This window comes from Rathayibacter sp. PhB1, assembly GCF_004362935.1.
GTDB lineage: Bacteria > Actinomycetota > Actinomycetes > Actinomycetales > Microbacteriaceae > Rathayibacter > Rathayibacter festucae.
In genome coordinates this window covers 25,111-43,427 of the sequence record NZ_SNYD01000009.1, presented here as the reverse complement: position 1 = coordinate 43,427, position 18,317 = coordinate 25,111, and the positions used below count along the sequence as shown (strand labels likewise).

Here is an 18,317-nt window from a genome sequence, read left to right as displayed (position 1 = left end):
CGTCGATCGGGGCGGCGGCGGTGCGTTTACGAGATGTTAATTCGCCGACGGTCGGCGGACGTGCAGCAATGGCAGGAACGGCGAGAGGTCGGCGCGCACGCCCGAGGCGTGGATCCGGCCGCTCGCGAGGCCCTCGCTCCAGGGCAGGGAGCCGGTCGCGAGCGGCAGCCAGGTGGCGGCGTCCATCTCGATCACGTTCGGCGGAGTGCCGCGGGTGTGGCCCGGGCCCTCGACGCACTGGGCGGCACCGAACGGCGGCACGCGGACCTCGACGCTGCGGCCCGGGACGTTCGTCTCGATGATCTGCAGGAGGAAGCGCACGGCGGTCGCCGTCGTGTTGCGGTCGGCCCCGCCGGCGAGCGCCGCCCGCACGGCGTCCTGCCCGGTCGCCTCGTCGATCTTCCCCTTGGCCATGCGTCCAGTCTGCCGTGCCGCCCGGTGCCCGCCGGCTCCGCGAGATGCCACTTGTGCACGCGACACGCCGCAGAAGGTGCGCACAAGTGGCATCTCGCGGAGGAGGGAGGGGGCGCGCGGCGACGGGGCGCGCGGCGGGCGGGGGCGCTCCGGGGCGGGCCTATCCTGTCAGGGTGAAGATCCTCGTCCTCGGCTCGGGTGCCCGTGAGCACGCCATCATCACCGCCCTGCTCGCGGAGGAGGAGGCGCACGAGATCATCGCCGCCCCCGGCAACGCGGGGATCGCGCGCGACGTGGAGGTCATCCACTTCGACACCAACAGCCCGCGTCTGGTCAGCGACTTCGCGGTCGAGCAGGGCATCGAGCTCGTCGTCATCGGGCCGGAGGCGCCCCTCGTCGCGGGAGTCGCCGACGCCCTGCGCCGCCGCCGCATCCCCACCTTCGGCCCCGACCGTGCGGCCGCCGCCCTCGAGGGCTCGAAGACCTTCGCCAAGCGCGTGATGGACATGGCGCGCGTCCCCACCGGCCGGGCGACCCGCGTCTCGACGCTCGTCGACGCGACGCGCGTCATCGACGAGTTCGGCGCCCCCTACGTCGTCAAGGCCGACGGCCTCGCCGCAGGCAAGGGCGTGCTGGTGACCGAGTCGCGCACCGCCGCCGTCGCGCACGCCGAGTTCTGGCTGCAGTCGGGCGACGTGCTGATCGAGGAGTTCCTGGCCGGCCAGGAGGTCTCGCTCTTCCTCCTCTCCGACGGCCACGACGTCGTCCCGCTCTCGCCCGCCCAGGACTACAAGCGCCTCGCCGACGGCGACGAGGGCCCGAACACCGGCGGCATGGGCGCCTACTCCCCGCTCCCCTGGCTCGCCGACCGCTGGGAGAGCGATCGCGCGTTCGTCGACGAGGTCATCGACACCGTCGCCATCCCGACCATCCGCCAGCTCGAGCGCGAGCGCACCCCGTTCGTCGGACTCCTCTACTGCGGCCTCATCGTCACCGACGCCGGCATCCGCGTGATCGAGTTCAACGCGCGCTTCGGCGACCCGGAGACCCAGGTCGTGCTGCCGCGCCTGGTCTCCCCGCTCTCGGCGCTGCTCTTCGCGGCGGCGACCGGTGCGCTCGCGTCCGTGCCGTGGCCGGCCTTCTCGGAGGACGTCGCCGTGACGGTCGTGCTCGCCAGCGAGGGCTACCCCGAGAACGCCGCCACCGGGCGCGTCCTCGGCGGCCTGGAGGCGGCGGCCGAGGTCCCCGGCGTCACCCTCGCGCACGCCGCGACCCAGCTGGTCGACGGCCGCTTCGTCGCCACTGGCGGCCGGGTGCTGAACGTCGTCGCCCGCGGCGCCGACTTCGCCGAGGCGCGCGAGCGGGCCTACCGCGCCCTCGACCTGATCACCCTCGACGGCGGCCAGTACCGCCGCGACATCGCGCTGCGGGTCGCCGGGCGCTGACGCCCCGCGCCCGCCCGCTCGCTCCTCAAGAGTCGTCGTACCCGCCGCACGGGTACGACGACTCCTGGAGAGTCGGCGCGGCGTCGGCGGACGGCTCCTCACGAGTCGTCGCAGCGGAGGCGCCGGTACGACAACTCTTGGAGAGTGGAGCGGGGCAGCAGGGGTCAGGCGGTGCGGAGGGGCGTGCGGCGGGTCGCGGACCACCAGAGCGCCGCGCAGCCGAGGACGACAACGCTGCACAGGGCCATGACGGTGCGCGGCTCGAGGAGCAGGATCCCGAGCGAGACCAGGGCCTGGCTGAGGGCGATCGCGAGCATGGCGATCATGTTGTCGACGGCGAAGACGCGGCCGCGCAGGTCGTTCGCGGTGATCGACTGCAGGCCGTAGCCGCTGACACTCGCGTTCATGCTGCCGCCGATGTGGGCCAGCAGGACGAGGGCGATCGCGAGGACGACCGAGGTGCTGATCGACGTCAGGGCGTAGCCGAGGCCGAAGAGGAGCACGGCCGCGACGATCCCGCCGCGCAGGTCGGGCGAGCGCTCCGCCGCGAACCGCGCGACGCGGGGCCCGATCACGGCGCCGACGCCGCGCGCGGCGAAGAGGAGGCTCGCGGCGACGGCGGGATCCGCCGCCATCGTCAGAGCCAGCGCCGGGAAGAGCGCGATGGCGCCGTTGCCGAGGTGGCTGCCGGGCTTCGCCAGCAGCAGGGCCGGGATCCGCCGGTCGGAGCGGCAGAAGGCGGCGACCTCGCGGACGTCGCGGGCGAAGCGGGCCGCTCCTCCGCGGCGCCCGGCCTCGCGCTCGGCCCCCTGCCCCGCCCCGCGCTCGGCGCCGCGCGCCGCGGGCAGGCCGAGCAGGAGCAGCGCGGAGAACCCGTAGGCGACCGCGGTGATCGCGAAGCAGAAGTACGGCGAGACGAGCGCGGAGGCGATGCCGCCCAGGGAGGCGCCGAGCGCGAGCATCACTCCCCAGACCGAGTTCAGCCCGGTGCTCGCGACGAGCAGGCTCTCCCTCGGCACGATCTGCGGCACGATCGCGTTCACGGCCGGGGTGAAGAACGCCTTGCCCGCCGCGAGCAGCGCGAAGGTGAGCACCGCGAGCCACGCGGTCGCCGCCGACTGCAGCAGGAACAGCGGCAGCACGGCGAGCGCCGACCCCGCCTGCGTGACGACCAGCACCGTCCGGCGCGACGTGCGGTCGACGAGCCCGCCGGCCCAGAGCGAGAGCACGGCGATGACCGCGGTCTCGGCCGCGAGCAGCAGCGCGCCGAGGGCGCCGTCGCCGGTGAGGCGCTGGAGCAGGACGATCAGCGGGATCATCGTGAACCAGTCGCCGCCCTGGCTGACGATCTGGGCGAGGAAGACGCGGCGGTAGTCCGGGTTCGCCCGCAGGATCCGCCGGACGCTCTCGCGCGCGGCCGTCATCGCGGCGGGGTCCGTCCGGTCGGGTCGTGGCCGGGGGCGTCGCTGCGGATCGCCGCGAGGTCGCTCCGTCGGAACCGCGCGACCATCAGCGCGTCCTCCTCCGAGAGCTCCTCGAGCAGCCCCGGGGGCAGGAGGTCGAGGAAGTCGCAGGCCCGCGCGACGGCGACCCCGATCGCGTCGCCGGTGCCGCGCTGCACGGCGTTCGCGACGACCCGCATGTCGCCGTGCACGATGTCCAGCGCCAGCTCCGGCAGGAGCTCCGGCGCGAGGCGCTGCAGGACGAGCGCGGTCTCGACCGCCATCGTCATCCGGGCCGCCGCGTTCGCCGGCTCGTGCAGGCGCTGCGTGATCGAGTGCGGGCCGGACTCGCGCACCCGCCAGTGGTAGACCACCTCCGAGACGACGTCGACCGAGGCGGCGCGCAGGTGCGCCTCGATCATGACCGGGCCGTCCTCGTACTCCGCCAGCTGGAACGCCAGCCCGGAGCGGTCCCAGAACGAGCGGCGGAACACCTTGTTCCAGGACATCCGGTCGAGGATCAGCGCGGGATCGCGGGTGAGGTGCGTCCCGAGCCGGGTCGCGGCGAAGACGTCGCGGTAGCGCGGGTGCGCCCAGACCCGGGCGGAGTCGAAGCGCCGCACGTCGCCGGACGCGAAGTCGGATCCGCTCGCGCCGAGGGCGCGGAGGAGGTGGTCGTAGGCGCCGGCCGGCACCCGGTCGTCGGCGTCGCAGAAGGCGAGGAACTCGCCCTGCGCGGCGGCGACCCCGGTGTTGCGGGTGGCGCTCAGGCCGCGGTGCTCCTCGCTGAGGACCGTGACGCGCGGCTGCGACGCCGCGAAGGCGCGGGCCAGAGCGAGGGTGCCGTCGGTCGAGCCGTCGTCGACCACGACGACCTCGCCCACGTCGTCCCGGTCCGCCAGGGAGGCGAGGCACTCGGGGAGGTAGGCCTCGACGTTGTAGGCGGGGACGACGATGCTCAGATTCTGCGGCACGGGAGGTCAGCTCTTCTCGGAGGGTGCGGGGGTCGCGGGTGCGGGACTGCGGAGGCGGGCACTGCGGAGGCGGGGGACTCGGCGGGGTCGAAGCGCAGGCCGGGGGCGGCGGGCCCGGCGGCCAGCGCCCGGGTCAGTCTCGCGGCGTGCTCGCGGAGCCGCTCGTCGCCGTCGCCCGGCGCCGCCTCGGGTCGCCGGCGCTCGAGGGCGATCGTCGCGGGCCGCGCGGACAGCACGAGGGTGCGCTGCCCGAGGCGGACCGCCTCGTCGACGTCGTGCGTGACGAAGACGATCGTCGGGGTGCAGCGGCTCCACTGCCGCAGGAGCACGTCCTGGGCGATCCGGCGGCTGTGCAGATCGAGGGCGCTGAACGGCTCGTCCAGGAGGACGACGCGTGGATCGGCCACGAGCGTCCGGGCGATCTGCGCGCGCTGGCGCATGCCTCCTGACAGCTGCTTGGGCAGCAGGTGCGCGGAGTCGGCCATGCCCACGCTCGCCAGCAGCTCGTCCACCCGGGTCCGCCGCTCGGCGCGCCCGACGCCCTGGAGCAGCAGCGGCAGCTCGACGTTGCGGCGCACGGTCCGCCACGGGAGGAGGGCGTCGTCCTGGAAGGCCATCGCCCGGCTCGCGTGCGGTCCGGTGACGACCGCGCCGCCGGCCCGGACGACTCCGCCCGAGGCCGGCTGCAGCCCGGCGAGGACGCGCAGGAGCGTCGACTTGCCGCAGCCGGAGGGACCGAGGACCGTGACGATCTCGCCGGCGCCGACCGAGAAGGAGAGGTCCGCGAGGACGGGCCGGCCCGCCAGGGTGACGGTGAGCTCCTCCATCCGGAGCTCCTCGCCGCCGCTCATGCGTCGCCCCGCGGCAGCCAGGAGGTCGCGCGCCGGCCGAGCCGCTCGACGGCCGCGGAGGTCAGCCAGCCCAGCACCCCGATCACCGTCATCCCGGCGACGACCGCCGGGTAGTCCACGACGGTGTAGGACTGCCAGGTCCGGTAGCCGATGCCGAACTGCCCGGAGATCATCTCCGCGGAGACGACGCAGACCCAGGCGACGCCGACGCCGACCGAGAGGCCCGCGACGATCCCGGGCAGCGCGCCGGGCAGGACGACGCGGGCCAGCACCTGGAGGCGACCGCCGCCCATCGTGCGCACGGCGTCCTCCCACGACGCGGGCAGGGCGCGGACCGCGTGCCGGGTGCTCACCGCGACCGGGAAGAACGCGGCCGCGAACGTGATCGCCACGATGCCCTGCTCGCTGGTCGGGAAGAGCAGGATCGCGATCGGAACCAGCGCGATGGCCGGGATCGGACGGGCGATCGCCACGAGGGTGCCGATGCTGGCGTCGGCGAAGCCGCTCCGGGCGACCGCGACGCCGACGACCGTGCCGAGGACGCCGGCGAGGACGACGCCGGCGCCGATCCGGCCGAGACTCGCCAGCACGTCCTGGTGGAGCGCGCCGGTCGCGATCTGGGCCTGCAGCGCGGCGAGCACCTCGGTCGGCGGCGGCAGCGTGTCGAAGGACAGCCAGAGCCGCGCACCGCCGGTGGTCAGCAGCTGCCACAGCAGGAGCGCGAGCGCGACGGTGCCCAGACGCGTGGCGATCCTCAGGGCCGTGGTCCGGTGCGGTGCCGACGCGGGCGCGGTGACGCTCGCGGTCGCGTCGGCCGTCTCAGAGCGCACGCGCACGGTCCAGCGCTTCCTCGAACGTCACACGCTCGCCGCCGGGCTCCGCGTCGAGGAACTCCTGCGCCGCGGAGCGCGTGGCGAACGGCAGCAGGCGGTGGCCCGCCTCCGCGCCGGGGACGTGGACCCACTCCGACCGGTCGGCGAACCAGCGCGTGCCCGTGCTGTGGTCGGGCACGTAGGCCGCCCGCGGCGGGAGGGGCGAGGAGGCGAGCGCCGCGAGGAGGCACTCCGGGGTCGCGTGGAACACGGTCCGCTCCTCGCCGGCCGGCCACGCCTCGGACGCGGTCGCGGCGGCCCACTCGGTCACCGGGCAGTCCTCGTCGCGGACGAGCTGGACCGCCGGGTTCTCGAGCGACTCGGCCGCCGCGTCGTAGCCGTCGCCCCACGCGGCGCGGAGGGCGGAGTCGTCCGCGAAGGACCCGGCGTCGAAGTCGACCGGGACGCCCGACGCGTCGAGGTACTCGGCGTCCTCCGCGAGCGCGTCCAGGAGCGGCTGCTTCAGCGTCGGATCGAAGGTGGCGATGCCGCCGGCCCCGTTGTAGAGGTGCACGACCTCGACCGGCAGGCCGGTCTCCTCCGCGACGATCGTCGACGCCCGGAGCGGATCGGCGTGCAGGAAGCCGGTCGCCTCGATCATCGCGGAGAGGAAGGCGTCGACGACCTCCGGCCGCTCCTCGGCGAAGGCGCTGCGCACGACGACTCCGTGGAAGGTGGGCGCGCGGGTGGCGGCGCCGTCGACGAGGAGGCGGGCGCCGCCGTCGTGGACCATCAGCCCGGGCCAGGAGGTGAACTGGGAGACGGCGTCGACGGATCCGGCCGTCAGTGCGGAGGCACCGACGCTCGGCGCCTGGTTCACCCGGGTGACGTCCGACGCGGCGAGGCCGGCGCCACGCAGGACGCGCGAGAGGAGGCCGTCGCCGGCGGAGCCCGTGCTCGTGGAGATCGAGGCGCCGCGGAGGTCCTCGATGCCGTCGGCGTCGGAGGAGGCGGGGACGACGATCCCGTTCAGGCCGCCGTCGATGCTGTAGGCCGTGACCGCGATCAGCTCGGTCCGCGCCCGCTCGTGCGGCCTCGTCGTCGATGCGTTGACGACGAGGGGGAAGTCGCCCATCGAGCCGAGGTCGACCTTCTCCGCGAGCATCTGCGCGGTGATCGGGGCGCCGGTGTCGTAGTCCTGCCAGGTCACGCGGTAGCGCACGCCGCCGCCGCCGAGCTCCTCGAGGCCCTTCTCGAAGAAGCCGCGCTCGCGGAGCAGCGTGCCGGCCGTCACGGTGTTGATGGTCCTGGACTGGTAGCCGATGACGACGTCGACGGTCTCCTCGCCCGGCGCCGTGCAGGCGGTGGCGAGGAGGACGGCGGTGAGGACGGAGGCGACGCCGAGGGCGCGGCGGAGCCGGCGCGGGGAGGGCCGGGCGGTGCGGAGGGTGCGGGCGGTGGGCGCGGTGCGGGTGCGGGCGGTCATCGGGTGCCTCCGTCGGCGTCGGTGGGGTGCGGCCGGAGCTCGACGGCGAGCGTGAGCACGGTCCCGGTGCCGAGGTCCAGGCGGTGGACGCCGCTCGGGAGGGAGCGCAGCCGGGGGACGCAGACCTCGGCGAGGATCGAGCGCGTGCCGAGGACGGTCCGCTTCTGCTCCGAGCGCAGGACCAGCTCGGTCGAGAGGGTCGCGTTCACGATCTGGCAGCAGTCGGCCGGCACGGTCACGACGCGGCCCGGCTCGGTGCAGATCAGGACGACGCCGACGTCCGTGCGGAGCAGGAGCACGCCGTCCCGGTCGCTCTCGCGGTGGGCGCCGGCGCCGTGGTGCAGGAGCGCGCGGTACCAGCGGTGCACGCGGAGGAGGCAGACGCGCTGGCCCGGATCGAGCGCGGTGAGGTCGCGTCCCCAGGCGGGGACTCCCCCGGCGACCATCCGCAGGGCGATGACGCACACCTCGGCGGGCGACGCCGAGCGGGGGAAGGTCTGGTAGTCGTTCAGCCCCGGCATCCCCCGGGCCTGGATGTAGTCCATCCGCACGAGGTTGGTCCGCGACGCGTACGGGGAGTCGCCGCCGCGCACGACCGAGCCGAGCCCGGCGATGGCGGCGGTGGCGTAGTCCTGCTTCATCTCGACGACGACCGGCCGCGGCTGCGCCTCGGTGATCGCCGCGCACTCGGCGAGGACGCGGTGCAGTCCGACGATCGTCGAGCCGAGGTCGTGCGCGTGCTCGGGGGACTCGCACTCCTCGGACGGCAGCCAGTTGAAGAGGTCGTACTTGACGCCGTCGAAAGGGTGGCGCCGGAAGAGGTCCCGCACGACGTCGACCATGACCCGCCGGGCGCGCTCGCTGCGGAAGCACAGCGAGTAGAACATCGTCGGGTTCAGGATCGGGGCACCGAGAGCGTCCTGGACGAGGAGGTCGCCGACCCGCCCGAACGCCGCGGAGGCGGGACCGACGGCGTGCGGGGCGCACCAGATGATCACCCGGCTGCCGAGCGCGTGGATCGACTCGATCAGCCACGGCAGGTCCGGGTACTTGACCGGATCGGGGGTCCAGTCGCCGATGTCCATCGGCACGTCGTAGCTCGAGTCCAGTCCGCGGCCGAACCAGCCGTCGTCGATGACGATGTTCGGGATCCCCAGCTCCGCGGCGAGGCGGGCGTTCCGCAGGACGAGCTCCTGCGTGACGTGCTCGGAGCTCCAGTCGACCCAGGTGCACCAGTACGGCTCGAGTGCCTCGGGGCGGGTGGAGTAGCGCACGTCCAGGGCCAGCCGCTCGCAGGCGGAGAACCGCCGCAGCACCGAGCGCCAGTCGGCGTGCTGCGACGCGGGGAGGACGGCGATCCAGAACCGGTGCACGGCCTCGCCGTCGTCACCGGCCTCCGCGGTGTCGGCGAGGTGGAGCAGCGTGAACTCCACCCGCAGCCGGCGGAAGTGCACGTTCAGCGCCCGGTTCGAGGCGGGCTCGTGCAGGGTGATGTCCATCTCCGTGGGCGCGGCGATCACGCCCACGCCGTGGACGCCGCCGCCGAGCCGCTCGAAGACGTAGACCGGCGTCTTCAGCGAGTTCGCGCGCACCTGCAGGTCGCCGCTGAAGCGCCAGGCGGAGATCGGGTGGCTGCTGTTCATGTGCCAGCGGCCGGTGTCCGGGACGACGACGTGGTCGAGGTTGTCGAGGGTCGTCGTGTAGACGACGCTCACGTCGCGCAGCTCGGGGCGGGCGGGGAGGCGGACCTCGAGCAGCTCGTCCGCGGCGCCGGTGAACCGCCAGCCCGTCGGGACGGGAGTGCTGTCCGCGACGACGAGGCGGCCGTCGCCGGTCGCGATCAGCACGGCGCGGAATCCGACGGTCGTCCCGTCGACGCGCCGGGCACGGACCTCGACGCTTCCGGCCGCGGTTCGCCGGGCCGTGCTGTCGCTGGATCCCACGGTGCGCTGCTTCCTTCGTCGGCGGTGCCCGGCGGAGTCGGCGGCGCCGCGACGATCCGTGACCGTTCACGGAGCGCAGGGCCGCCTCGTGCCGCGACACGGTGATCCGGGCCGTTGCAGGCATGGTGACGTTAGCATCCGAGCGCGTGCGATGAGTACCCGGGGGGATCGGGTAGGGGCGCGGCGGGGGCGGGGCGCCGGTGTCGGGAGGGCGGTGTCGGGAGGGCGGGCGGTCCCGGCCCGGGGTCAGCGCGCGGTCGCGACGATGTCGCGGAGGGCCTCGCCGAGGTCGGGGTGGGCGAAGGTGAAGCCGGCCTCCTCGAGGCGGCCGGGGACCACCCAGCGGCTCTTCAGCAGCAGCTCGGACTCGGTGCGCAGGGCGAAGGTCGCCGGCTCGAGGACGAAGCGCGGAGCGGGCAGGCCGATCCGTCGGCCGACCGCGGCGCGCAGCAGGCGGGAGAGCTCGGTGTTGTCGCTGGGGTTCGGCGCGGCGAGGTTCACGGGGCCGTCCAGGGGCTGCTCCTCCAAGAAGCGGATCGAGCGGTACACGTCCTCGACGTGGATCCAGCTGAAGTGCTGGCGGCCGTGGGTGGGGCGGTACTCGTGGTGCACGCCGGCCGCGCGCCGGGCGCGGGTGGCGGGCCAGCGGCCGTCGAACTGCGGGCCGCCGAGGCCGAGCCGGGCGAGCTTCAGCAGGATGCCGGTGGCCGGGCCGTCGCCGAGCACGATCGTCATGCGGAGGGCGAGGCGGCGGACGCCGGGGGTCTCGCCGGCGAAGAAGGCCTCCTCCCAGGCGCGTGCGACGTCGACCGAGAAGCCCTCGCCGAGCACGCCGTCCCGCTCGGTGTTGGCGCGCTCCTCCTCGTGGCGGTAGATCGTGGCCGTGCTCGCGTTCATCCAGACCGGCGGCGGGGTCGCGGCGGCCGCGACGGCCCGGTGCAGCTCCTGCGTGGTGTCGATCCGGGAGCGCAGGATCTCGGCGCGGTTGGCGGCGGTGTAGCGGCAGTCGACGCTCTTGCCCGCGAGGTTGACGAGGAGGCGGGCGCCGTCGAGGGCCCGGGTGATCGCGGCCGTGTCGCCCCAGCGGGCGTCGGGGCCGGAGCGGCCGATCCGGCGGACGGACCAGCCGTCGGCCTCGAAGCGGCGGGCGAGGTCGGTGCCGAGGAAGCCGCTCGCTCCGGCGAGGACGACGACGGGGCGCGCGGGGTCGGGCATGCGTTCATCGTGCCGCATCGGGGGCGGTCGAGGGTGCGTCGCTGGGGCGTCAGAGCCGGCGGGCCGCCGCCAGCGCGCCGGCGAGGCGCTCCGGGAAGCCGGGCGGGACGTCCTCGGGCAGGGCGTCGACCGGCCACCAGGCCAGGGCGTCGCTCTCGTCGCTGACGGCGAAGGGCTGCGCGGGGTCGGCGATCGCGCCGTAGCCGATGTCCCAGTGAGTGCTGCAGCGGCCGAAGCCGCCGCCGAGGCCGTGCCGGTCGAGGTCGAGCGGGACGTCGCCGAGCAGGGTGAGGGCCGGCAGACCGCTCTCCTCCCGGGCCTCGCGCTCGGCGGCGGCGGGGACGGAGGCGTCGGCCGACTCGACGTGCCCGCCGAGCTGCACCCAGAAGCGGCCCTTGCGGTGGTAGCAGAGCAGCACGCGGTCGAGTGCGGGCGAGAGCACGAAGCAGCTCGCGGTGACGTGCTCGGGACCGCCGTCGCGCTCGAGGGCCGCGTCGCCGCGCGCCGCGAGGAAGGCGAGGTACTCGTCCCGGAGCCCGGCGAGCGCCGCGGGCGCCGCCCACCCCGCCAGCTCACTGCTCAGCCTGCCGGCGCGCGCGTTCTCCACCCGCACGAGCGTAGGCGAGAGCCCCCTCCCGCGAGATGCCACTTATGAGGGCGACACGCCGAGGCACGAGCTCACAAGTGGCATCTCGCGGAGACGGCCGGGGGTGCGAGCTCCGGCGGCAGTCCGCGAGATGCCAGTTCGGTACGCGACACGCCGAGAGAGGCGTACGCAAGTGGCATCTCGCGGGGAGGGCAGGGGCGCGCGTGCGGCGGCTGTCCGCGAGATGCCACTTATGAGGGCGACACGCCGAGGCAGGAGCTCATAAGTGGCATCTCGCGGAGACGGCCGGGGGTCCGAGCCCCGGCGGCAGTCCGCGAGATGCCGGTTCGGTACGCGACACGCCGAGTGAGGCGTACCCAAGTGGCATCTCGCGGGGAGGGCCGGGGTCAGACGGCCAGGCCCGAGAGGCCCTCGCGGTCGACGCGGCGGTGGAACCGCATGCCGGCGAGGCCGCCGAGGACGGCGCCGATCAGGGAGACGACCAGGGCGGCGAGCACCGTGACGATCGCGGTGACGGTGGCGTCGCCCGCGTCGAGCGGGATCTGCGGGAAGCCGCTGACGGCGGAGAGGATCTGGCTGCCTCCGGTGAGCGCGGAGACGATGCCGACGACGATCGCGACGACGACGGCCCAGGCCCAGACTGCGACGCCCTGCTTGGCGCCGCTGAAGCGGGCCATCCGGCCGGCGACGTAGCCGCCGGAGTAGTAGGCCACGAGGAGGATCACGAGCAGCGCGATCGCGCCGACCCAGCCGAAGGCGGCGGGGTCCGCGGCCAGGTCGGCCGTGACGTCCTGCGTGCCGACGACGGCCGCGCCGATCGCGGTGACCAGGGCGGTGAGGATGACCGCGAGGCCGGTCGCGGCGAGCCAGCCGAAGAAGGCGCAGCCGATCTTGAGGCCGCCGAAGCGGTCCTTCTCGCGCTGGTGGATGTCCTTGCGGGCGGCGGTGCGGGCCTTCGCGGCCTCGGCGGAGTCGACGGGGGCGCGGTGCGCGGCGGGCTGGTCGTCGGGGGCGGTGGTCGCGGTGGCGCCCGTGGCGGTCGCTCCCGTGCCGGGGGTGCTCGAGGCGGTGCTCGTCGTGTCGAAGCGGGCGGTCGCGTCGCGGTCGCTGCGGGTCGGGTCGCTGCTGTCGGAGCCGGGGCCCCGATCGGTGGGCGTGCTCATGTCGGCCTCCTCGTGCGCCCCGGTGCGGAGCGTCGGCTCAGTCAACTCCCCGGCGGCTCCCGGTGTCTCGGGCTTGACGGCGCGGATCGACGGGCGGGGAGCATTCCTGCGGTCGACGGACGGCGACGAATCATGCTGATCGAGTAGCCCGCGCAGCGGGCGTATCGAGATCCACCGTGGTCAGAAGGTGGGTCTGCAGGGCCCGACCGCTGGCGGTGGGTGGGTCTCGATACGCCCCTGCGGGGCTACTCGACCAGCATGTCTGCGGGCGGCTCTCTCCAGTGGATCCGCCGTGGTCAGCAAGTGGGGTCTGCAGAATCAGCGTGCTGATGACGGTGGGTCTCGATACGCCCCTTCGGGGCTACTCGACCAGCATGGGGCCCCTTCGGGGCTACTCGACCAGCATGGGGGCCCTGCGGGGCTACTCGACCAGCATGGGGGCCCTGCGGGGCTGCTCGACCAGCATGCTCGCGCTCGGCCGCGGGCGGAGCGGCGGGGACGGGCGTCAACCCCGTTTCACCGCGCGGCGCGAGCGGCTTGCATGGAGGGACCGACCCACGACGAGAGGGAGCATCATGACTCCGGAATCCCCTGAGCAGACCCCGCCCGGTACCGAGGCCGAGCTGACGCCGAAGGCCGACCACGGCGAGACCAGCTACCGCGGCTCCGACCGCCTGCGCGGCAAGGTCGCGCTGGTCACCGGCGCCGACAGCGGCATCGGCAAGGCCGTCGCGATCGCGTTCGCCCGCGAGGGCGCCGACGTCGCGATCTCCTACCTGAACGAGCACGAGGACGCCGAGGACACCGCGAAGTGGGTGCGCGAGGCGGGCCGCGAGGCGCTGCTCCTCCCCGGCGATCTGCAGGACCCGGCGCACTGCCGCTCCGTCGTCGCCGAGACCGTCGAGAAGCTCGGCCACCTCGAGGTGCTCGTCAGCAACGCGGCGTTCCAGATGAGCCGCGAGGAGGTCACCGACATCCCCGACGAGGAGTGGAACCGCACGATCGCGACGAACATCAGCGCCTACTTCCACCTGGTCAAGTCCGCGCTGCCGCACCTGACGAGCGGCGCCTCGATCATCGCGACGAGCTCGGTCCAGTCGGATCAGCCGTCGTACCAGCTGCTGCCCTACGCGGCGACGAAGGCCGCGATGCTCAGCATGACCGCCTCGCTCGCGCAGGCCCTCGGCGAGAAGGGGATCCGCGCGAACGCGGTCGCCCCGGGCCCGATCTGGACCCCGCTGATCCCGGCGACCATGCCGCCGGAGGCCGTCGCCTCGTTCGGCGAGCAGGTCCCGCTCGGCCGCCCCGGCCAGCCCGCCGAGGTCGCGCACGCCTACGTGCTGCTCGCCTCGGACGACGCCAGCTACATGAGCGGCTCGACGATCGCCGTCACCGGCGGGAAGCCGATCCTCTGAGCACCGCCGCGCGGAGCCTCCGGAGCGCCGCTCACCCGCAGGAACGTGCGGTAGGTTCCCGCGGGTGAGCGTCCACATCCGCAGCATCGAGACGGCCGTCCCGCCCACGGTCCTGCACCAGCCGGCGCTCCGCGACCTCTTCGCCGCGCAGCCCGCCGTCACCCGCCTCGGGTCGCGGCTGATCGGCGCGGCCTTCAACGCCTCGGGGATCGACACCCGGCACACGGTCGTCGACGAGCTGGACGGCGAGGAGCGCGAGGGCGAGAGCACCTTCTACGACGCCCGCTCCGGCCTCCTGCTCGACCCGGGCACGGCCGCGCGCAACGCCGTCTACACGGCCCGCGCTCCGGAGCTGTTCGCGCAGGCGGCCCGGCGCGCGCTCGAGGCGGCCGGCTTCGCGCCGGACGAGGTCACGCACGTGGTCACCGTCTCCTGCACCGGCTTCTACGCGCCCGGGCCCGACTACCAGCTGGTCCGCGCGCTCGGGCTGCGGGTCTCGACGCAGCGCTTCCACCTCGGCTTCATGGGCTGCTACGGCGCCTTCCCCGGGCTCCGCGCCGCCCGCGCGTTCTGCGAGGCGGACCCGTCAGCCGTCGTGCTGGTCGTCGCGGCGGAGCTCTGCAGCATCCACCTGACCAGCTCGAGCGACGCGGAGCAGATCGTCGCCACCTCCGTCTTCGCCGACGGGGCCGCCGCCGCGGTCGTCACCGCCCGCGCGCCGGAGCCGGGCACCGCGGTGCTCGACATCGACGAGCTCGACACGACCCTCACCCCCGAGGGCGAGGACGAGATGGCCTGGACGATCGGCGACCACGGCTTCACCATGCGGCTGAGCACCTACGTGCCGTCCATCATCGGCACGAACATCACGGCCGCGCTCGAGCCGATGCTCGGCCTCGGCGGAGTCGGCGCCGCGGACGTGCAGCGCTGGGCCGTGCACCCCGGCGGCCGGAGCATCCTCGACCGCGTGCAGTCGGCGATCGGCCTCTCGGACGAGCAGATGCGGCCCTCGCGCGAGGTGCTGCGGACGGTCGGGAACATGTCGAGCGCGACCGTGCTGTTCATCCTGCGCCGCCTTCTGCACGGCGAGGCGGCCGACGGCGAGCGGATCGGCGCGATGGCGTTCGGGCCGGGGCTGACCGTCGAGATGGCGCTGCTGACCAAGCGCGGCGGGGCGTGAGCGCCCACGCGCCGCTCGTCCCCGATCTCCGGCACCGGGAGACGGACGCGCAGGAGCTGATGGACGATCCGTCCTGCGACCGCGCGCTGCTCGACGCGACCTACGCGCGGTTCGGCACGGTGAACCGGCTCGTCTCCGGCTGGCGGCGGCTCTACCGGACCCGGCTGCGCCCGCTGTTCCGGAGCGAGGAGCCCCTGCGGCTGCTCGACATCGGCTCGGGCGGCGGCGACATCGCGCGCTCGCTGGCCGACTGGGCGCACGCGGACGGGCTGCGGCTCGCGATCACCGCGATCGATCCGGACGAGCGGGCGTTCGCGTTCGCGACGTCGACACCGGCGCCGGCCGGGCTCGAGTTCCGGCGGGCGAGCAGCGCCGAGCTGGTGGCCGAGGGCGCGCAGTACGACATCGTGACGTCGAACCACCTGCTGCACCACCTGCCGGCGGAGGCTCTCCGCGCGCTGCTCGAGGACAGCGAGCGACTCGCTCCGCGCGCCCTGCACAACGACATCGAGCGCTCGCGGCTGGCGTACACCGCGTACGCGGCGGCGACCCGGCCGATCGCGGCGGGGTCGTTCCTGCACTACGACGGGTCGCTGTCGGTGCGGCGGAGCTACACGGCTCCGGAGCTGCGCGTGCTGGCGCCGGAGGGCTGGCGCGTGGAGCGGGCGGCGCCGTACCGGCTGCTGCTGGCGCGCGGGTAGGGCGCGCTGCGGGCTGCGCGCGGCCGGGGTCACGCGCGGGCTGCGGGCTGCTCGCGGCCGGGCTCACGCGTGGGTGGATCGCTGCCCCGGGGCCGGCGGCGGAGCGGGAGCGGGTCGTGCCCGCCGGTCGGCGGAGCGCGAACTAGCGGTGGGGGCGCTCGACGTCGTCGCCGGGCGTGCGCTCGTCGGGGCCGTGCGAGCGGCGGTACTGCCAGCCGGCGAGGGCGAGGATCAGCACGCCGCACAGGATGGTGATGATGTCCGGCACGGACGCCCCGTCGCCGAGCGAGCTGATGCCGGCGCCGAGGAGCAGGACGCCGCCGATGAGGTAGAAGATGACTCGCGTTTTCATGGCCTCGTCGCTTTCGTCCGCCGGAACAGGCCCTGCGATGCTACCCGGTCGCGCCGGACGGCGGCCGGGCGCGGGTCCAGGCTGTGCCGGACCTCCGGCACGCGGAATCGGTTCCGGCACGCTGGAATGCGCCGGAACCGCGAGCCCGGGGTGGAAGCACGAGCCGGACGTTTCGACGCGCGAGCTCCGGCACGCGGAAACACCTCCGGCACGCTGAAATGCGCCGAGATCGCGAGCCCAGAGCGGAAGCGCGAGCCGAACGTCCGAGCGGAGTGCGTCCGGGATGCGGGAAAGGTCACCTCGTCAGTGGGGAACCCCATGCTGATCGAGTAGCCCGCGCAGCGGGCGTATCGAGATCCACCCGCCTCGAGAGGACGAGTCTGCAGACCCGCCCTGCTGATGACGGCGGGTCTCGATACGCCCCTTCGGGGCTACTCGACCAGCATGGGTCTGTGGGATCACGCTTCTTCGACGCACTGGCGAGTGGCCTGCCCATGCTGATCGAGTAGCCCGCGGAGCGGGCGTATCGAGATCCACCAGCGCCAGAAGGACGAGTCTGCAGACCCGCCCTGCTGGGGACGGTGGGTCTCGATACACCCCTTCGGGGCTACTCGACCAGCATGTGTCTGTGGGATCACGCTTCTTCGACGCACTGGCGAGTGGCCTGCCCATGCTGATCGAGTAGCGCGCGGAGCGGGCGTATCGAGATCCACCAGCGCCAGAAGGACGAGTCTGCAGACCCGCCATGCTGGGGACGGTGGGTCTCGATACGCCCCTCCGGGGCTGCTCGACCAGCAAGCGGGTGAAGCGGCCCTCGACTAGGGGGCGCGGCCCGGGCTGTCAATGGGGCATCGGCGTGTCTGTCCGCCGATTCCGCGTGGAGGGGCTCCACCGGTTACCGTCCCCGAGGAGCTGTCCGCCGTGGGCGGCTCGCACTGACGAAGGGCGCCCGTGGCCACGCTGACCTATGGACCGCAGAATCTCGAGATCGAGTTCGAGGAGCGGGTCCTCGCCCACCTCAAGGTCGCCGTGCTGTCGAAGCTGCGGCGCAACGAGGCCTTCTCGCTCTCCTGGACCGAGGACGCCTCCACCGGCCACGGCCGCAGCTCGGTCTGGCTGCACCCGTCGGTGCCGCTGCACTTCCGCTTCGCCGAGACGCACCAGCCCAAGCTCAACCGCGCGTGGATCGAGCAGATGCTGAGCGTCGCGAGCATGCACGGCGAGCTGTCCGTCCTCCCGGAGCCCGAGGAGACGCGCCAGGGCTCCTGAGCCCGCCGCCTTCTCCCCCGTGACCGGATCCGTCAACCCCACCCCCCATCACAGGGTCACGACGTAGCGTCTGAGGACAGTGACCGGGCGGTTCTCCGTCGGTCGCGACCACGGACGGAGACGACGATGACCGATACCGCGCGAGCAGTCGCAGCACCCACCCTGACCGGGACGGGAGGCTCCCTGCGCAAGGACGAGCCGATCGCCGTCCGCCACGCTCCCGACTCCGCCTCGACCGACTCGCAGCCGGTGCTCGGCTGCCGGATCGACGTGAGCGGCCGGATCTTCACGGTCGAGCTCGAGATGGCCGGCGTCTTCCTGCGGCAGGTCCGCCGCACCCTCCGCGACGGCGACAGTGCGCTCGTCCTTCTGCGCCACGTCGACGGGATCGAGATGATCCCCTTCACCCGCGCGACGCCGTTCGAGGTCTCGGACATCGTCTGCCCCGAGGGCGTCGAGCCCGCGGAGGCGCGGATCGCCGAGGGACTGCGCGCCCGCTAGGACCGCCGCGGCGGGGTCGATCCCGCGCCGCCGTTGGATCGGATCCGCAGCCGCCTCGATCAGGCGGGGAGCGACGCCTCGATCAGCTGGACGATCCGCGGGTCGTCGGGCTCGACCGTCGGGCGGAAGCGGTGCACGGTGCCGTCCGCGGTGATCAGGAACTTCTCGAAGTTCCACTTCACCTTGCCGGCCTTGCCCGCCTCGTCCTCGGTCTTGGTCAGCTCCGCGTAGAGCGGGTGCGCCGAGCGGCCGTTGACCTTGACCTTCTCGAACATCGGGAAGGTGACGCCCCAGGTGGTGGAGCAGTACTCCTTGATCTTGTCGGAGTCGCTGAGCTCCTGCAGGAACTGGTTGCTCGGGAAGCCGAGCACCGTGAAGCCGCGGTCGCCGTACTGCTTCTGCAGCGCCTCGAGCTTCTCGTACTGAGGGGCGAGGCCGCAGCGGGAGGCGACGTTGACGATGAGCTTCACCGGCGCGTAGTCGGCGAGCGTCGACGAGGATCCGTCGATCGTGGTGAGCGGGATGTCGGTGATCGTCTCGGGCACGG

General features: G+C 73.8%; 18 protein-coding genes. 6 read left to right on the top strand and 12 right to left on the bottom strand.

Annotated elements, in window-relative coordinates; translation table 11 throughout:
- Nucleotides 1–36 precede the first annotated feature (36 nt).
- On the bottom strand, nt 37–414 hold the full coding sequence (locus EDF17_RS18210) for a sterol carrier family protein (protein WP_123448056.1): 378 nt from the start codon (nt 412–414) through the stop codon (nt 37–39).
- A gap of 173 nt (nt 415–587) precedes the next feature.
- Between EDF17_RS18210 and purD the strand changes: the two genes are divergently transcribed.
- Nucleotides 588–1,859, top strand: coding sequence for a phosphoribosylamine--glycine ligase (gene purD, locus EDF17_RS18205; RefSeq protein WP_123448055.1), 1,272 nt, complete (start codon nt 588–590; stop codon nt 1,857–1,859).
- 164 nt (nt 1,860–2,023) lie between these two features.
- On the opposite strand, the gene EDF17_RS18200 is transcribed toward purD, so the two are convergent.
- The 9 genes from EDF17_RS18200 to EDF17_RS18160 form a co-directional block, all read right to left on the bottom strand.
- The gene (locus EDF17_RS18200; protein WP_123448054.1) at nt 2,024–3,283 is read right to left on the bottom strand and encodes an MFS transporter; all 1,260 of its coding nucleotides are present in this window, start codon (nt 3,281–3,283) and stop codon (nt 2,024–2,026) included.
- The gene (locus EDF17_RS18195) at nt 3,280–4,275 is read right to left on the bottom strand and encodes a glycosyltransferase family 2 protein (RefSeq protein WP_123448053.1); all 996 of its coding nucleotides are present in this window, start codon (nt 4,273–4,275) and stop codon (nt 3,280–3,282) included. The genes EDF17_RS18200 and EDF17_RS18195 overlap by 4 nt, the downstream gene beginning before the upstream one ends.
- Nucleotides 4,260–5,102: an ABC transporter ATP-binding protein gene (locus tag EDF17_RS18190; protein ID WP_208110651.1), complete on the bottom strand. Its 843-nt coding sequence runs from the start codon at nt 5,100–5,102 to the stop codon at nt 4,260–4,262. The genes EDF17_RS18195 and EDF17_RS18190 overlap by 16 nt, the downstream gene beginning before the upstream one ends.
- 20 nt (nt 5,103–5,122) lie before the next feature.
- Nucleotides 5,123–5,956 carry an ABC transporter permease gene (locus EDF17_RS18185; RefSeq protein WP_185020018.1) on the bottom strand — a complete coding sequence of 278 codons (834 nt, stop codon included), beginning with the start codon at nt 5,954–5,956 and terminating at the stop codon, nt 5,123–5,125.
- Entirely contained in the window at nt 5,946–7,424 is a 1,479-nt protein-coding gene (locus EDF17_RS18180; RefSeq protein WP_123448051.1) for an ABC transporter substrate-binding protein, read from the bottom strand. The genes EDF17_RS18185 and EDF17_RS18180 overlap by 11 nt, the downstream gene beginning before the upstream one ends.
- Nucleotides 7,421–9,367: an alpha-galactosidase gene (locus EDF17_RS18175; RefSeq protein WP_123448050.1), complete on the bottom strand. Its 1,947-nt coding sequence runs from the start codon at nt 9,365–9,367 to the stop codon at nt 7,421–7,423. The genes EDF17_RS18180 and EDF17_RS18175 overlap by 4 nt, the downstream gene beginning before the upstream one ends.
- Before the next feature lie 246 nt (nt 9,368–9,613).
- Complete coding sequence (locus EDF17_RS18170) at nt 9,614–10,582, bottom strand: DUF1731 domain-containing protein (RefSeq protein ID WP_123448049.1); 969 nt, start codon at nt 10,580–10,582, stop codon at nt 9,614–9,616.
- A gap of 49 nt (nt 10,583–10,631) precedes the next feature.
- Complete coding sequence (locus EDF17_RS18165; protein WP_123448048.1) at nt 10,632–11,189, bottom strand: NUDIX domain-containing protein; 558 nt, start codon at nt 11,187–11,189, stop codon at nt 10,632–10,634.
- 386 nt (nt 11,190–11,575) lie between these two features.
- Nucleotides 11,576–12,352: a hypothetical protein gene (locus tag EDF17_RS18160; protein WP_123448047.1), complete on the bottom strand. Its 777-nt coding sequence runs from the start codon at nt 12,350–12,352 to the stop codon at nt 11,576–11,578.
- A gap of 575 nt (nt 12,353–12,927) precedes the next feature.
- On the opposite strand from EDF17_RS18160, the gene EDF17_RS18155 reads away from it, so the two are divergent.
- The 3 genes from EDF17_RS18155 (at nt 12,928) to EDF17_RS18145 (ending at nt 15,648) form a co-directional block, all read left to right on the top strand.
- Nucleotides 12,928–13,767, top strand: a complete 840-nt coding sequence (locus tag EDF17_RS18155) for an SDR family oxidoreductase (protein WP_123448046.1) — start codon at nt 12,928–12,930, stop codon at nt 13,765–13,767.
- Between the two features lie 64 nt (nt 13,768–13,831).
- The gene (locus EDF17_RS18150; protein WP_123448045.1) at nt 13,832–14,947 is read left to right on the top strand and encodes a 3-oxoacyl-[acyl-carrier-protein] synthase III C-terminal domain-containing protein; all 1,116 of its coding nucleotides are present in this window, start codon (nt 13,832–13,834) and stop codon (nt 14,945–14,947) included.
- Nucleotides 14,944–15,648 carry a methyltransferase domain-containing protein gene (locus EDF17_RS18145; protein WP_243732965.1) on the top strand — a complete coding sequence of 235 codons (705 nt, stop codon included), beginning with the start codon at nt 14,944–14,946 and terminating at the stop codon, nt 15,646–15,648. Before EDF17_RS18150 ends, EDF17_RS18145 begins: the two co-directional genes overlap by 4 nt.
- 142 nt (nt 15,649–15,790) lie before the next feature.
- On the opposite strand, the gene EDF17_RS18140 is transcribed toward EDF17_RS18145, so the two are convergent.
- On the bottom strand, nt 15,791–16,000 hold the full coding sequence (locus tag EDF17_RS18140; RefSeq protein ID WP_123448044.1) for a hypothetical protein: 210 nt from the start codon (nt 15,998–16,000) through the stop codon (nt 15,791–15,793).
- A 951-nt stretch (nt 16,001–16,951) separates the two neighbouring features.
- On the opposite strand from EDF17_RS18140, the gene EDF17_RS18135 reads away from it, so the two are divergent.
- Complete coding sequence (locus tag EDF17_RS18135; RefSeq protein WP_123448043.1) at nt 16,952–17,269, top strand: hypothetical protein; 318 nt, start codon at nt 16,952–16,954, stop codon at nt 17,267–17,269.
- 126 nt (nt 17,270–17,395) lie between these two features.
- Nucleotides 17,396–17,770 (top strand): hypothetical protein, encoded by a 375-nt coding sequence (locus tag EDF17_RS18130; RefSeq protein WP_123448042.1) that lies wholly within the window; start codon nt 17,396–17,398, stop codon nt 17,768–17,770.
- A 59-nt stretch (nt 17,771–17,829) separates the two neighbouring features.
- Here EDF17_RS18130 and EDF17_RS18125 read toward each other — a convergent pair whose 3' ends face one another.
- The gene (locus EDF17_RS18125) at nt 17,830–18,315 is read right to left on the bottom strand and encodes a glutathione peroxidase (protein ID WP_123448041.1); all 486 of its coding nucleotides are present in this window, start codon (nt 18,313–18,315) and stop codon (nt 17,830–17,832) included.
- Nucleotides 18,316–18,317: the final 2 nt, after the last annotated feature.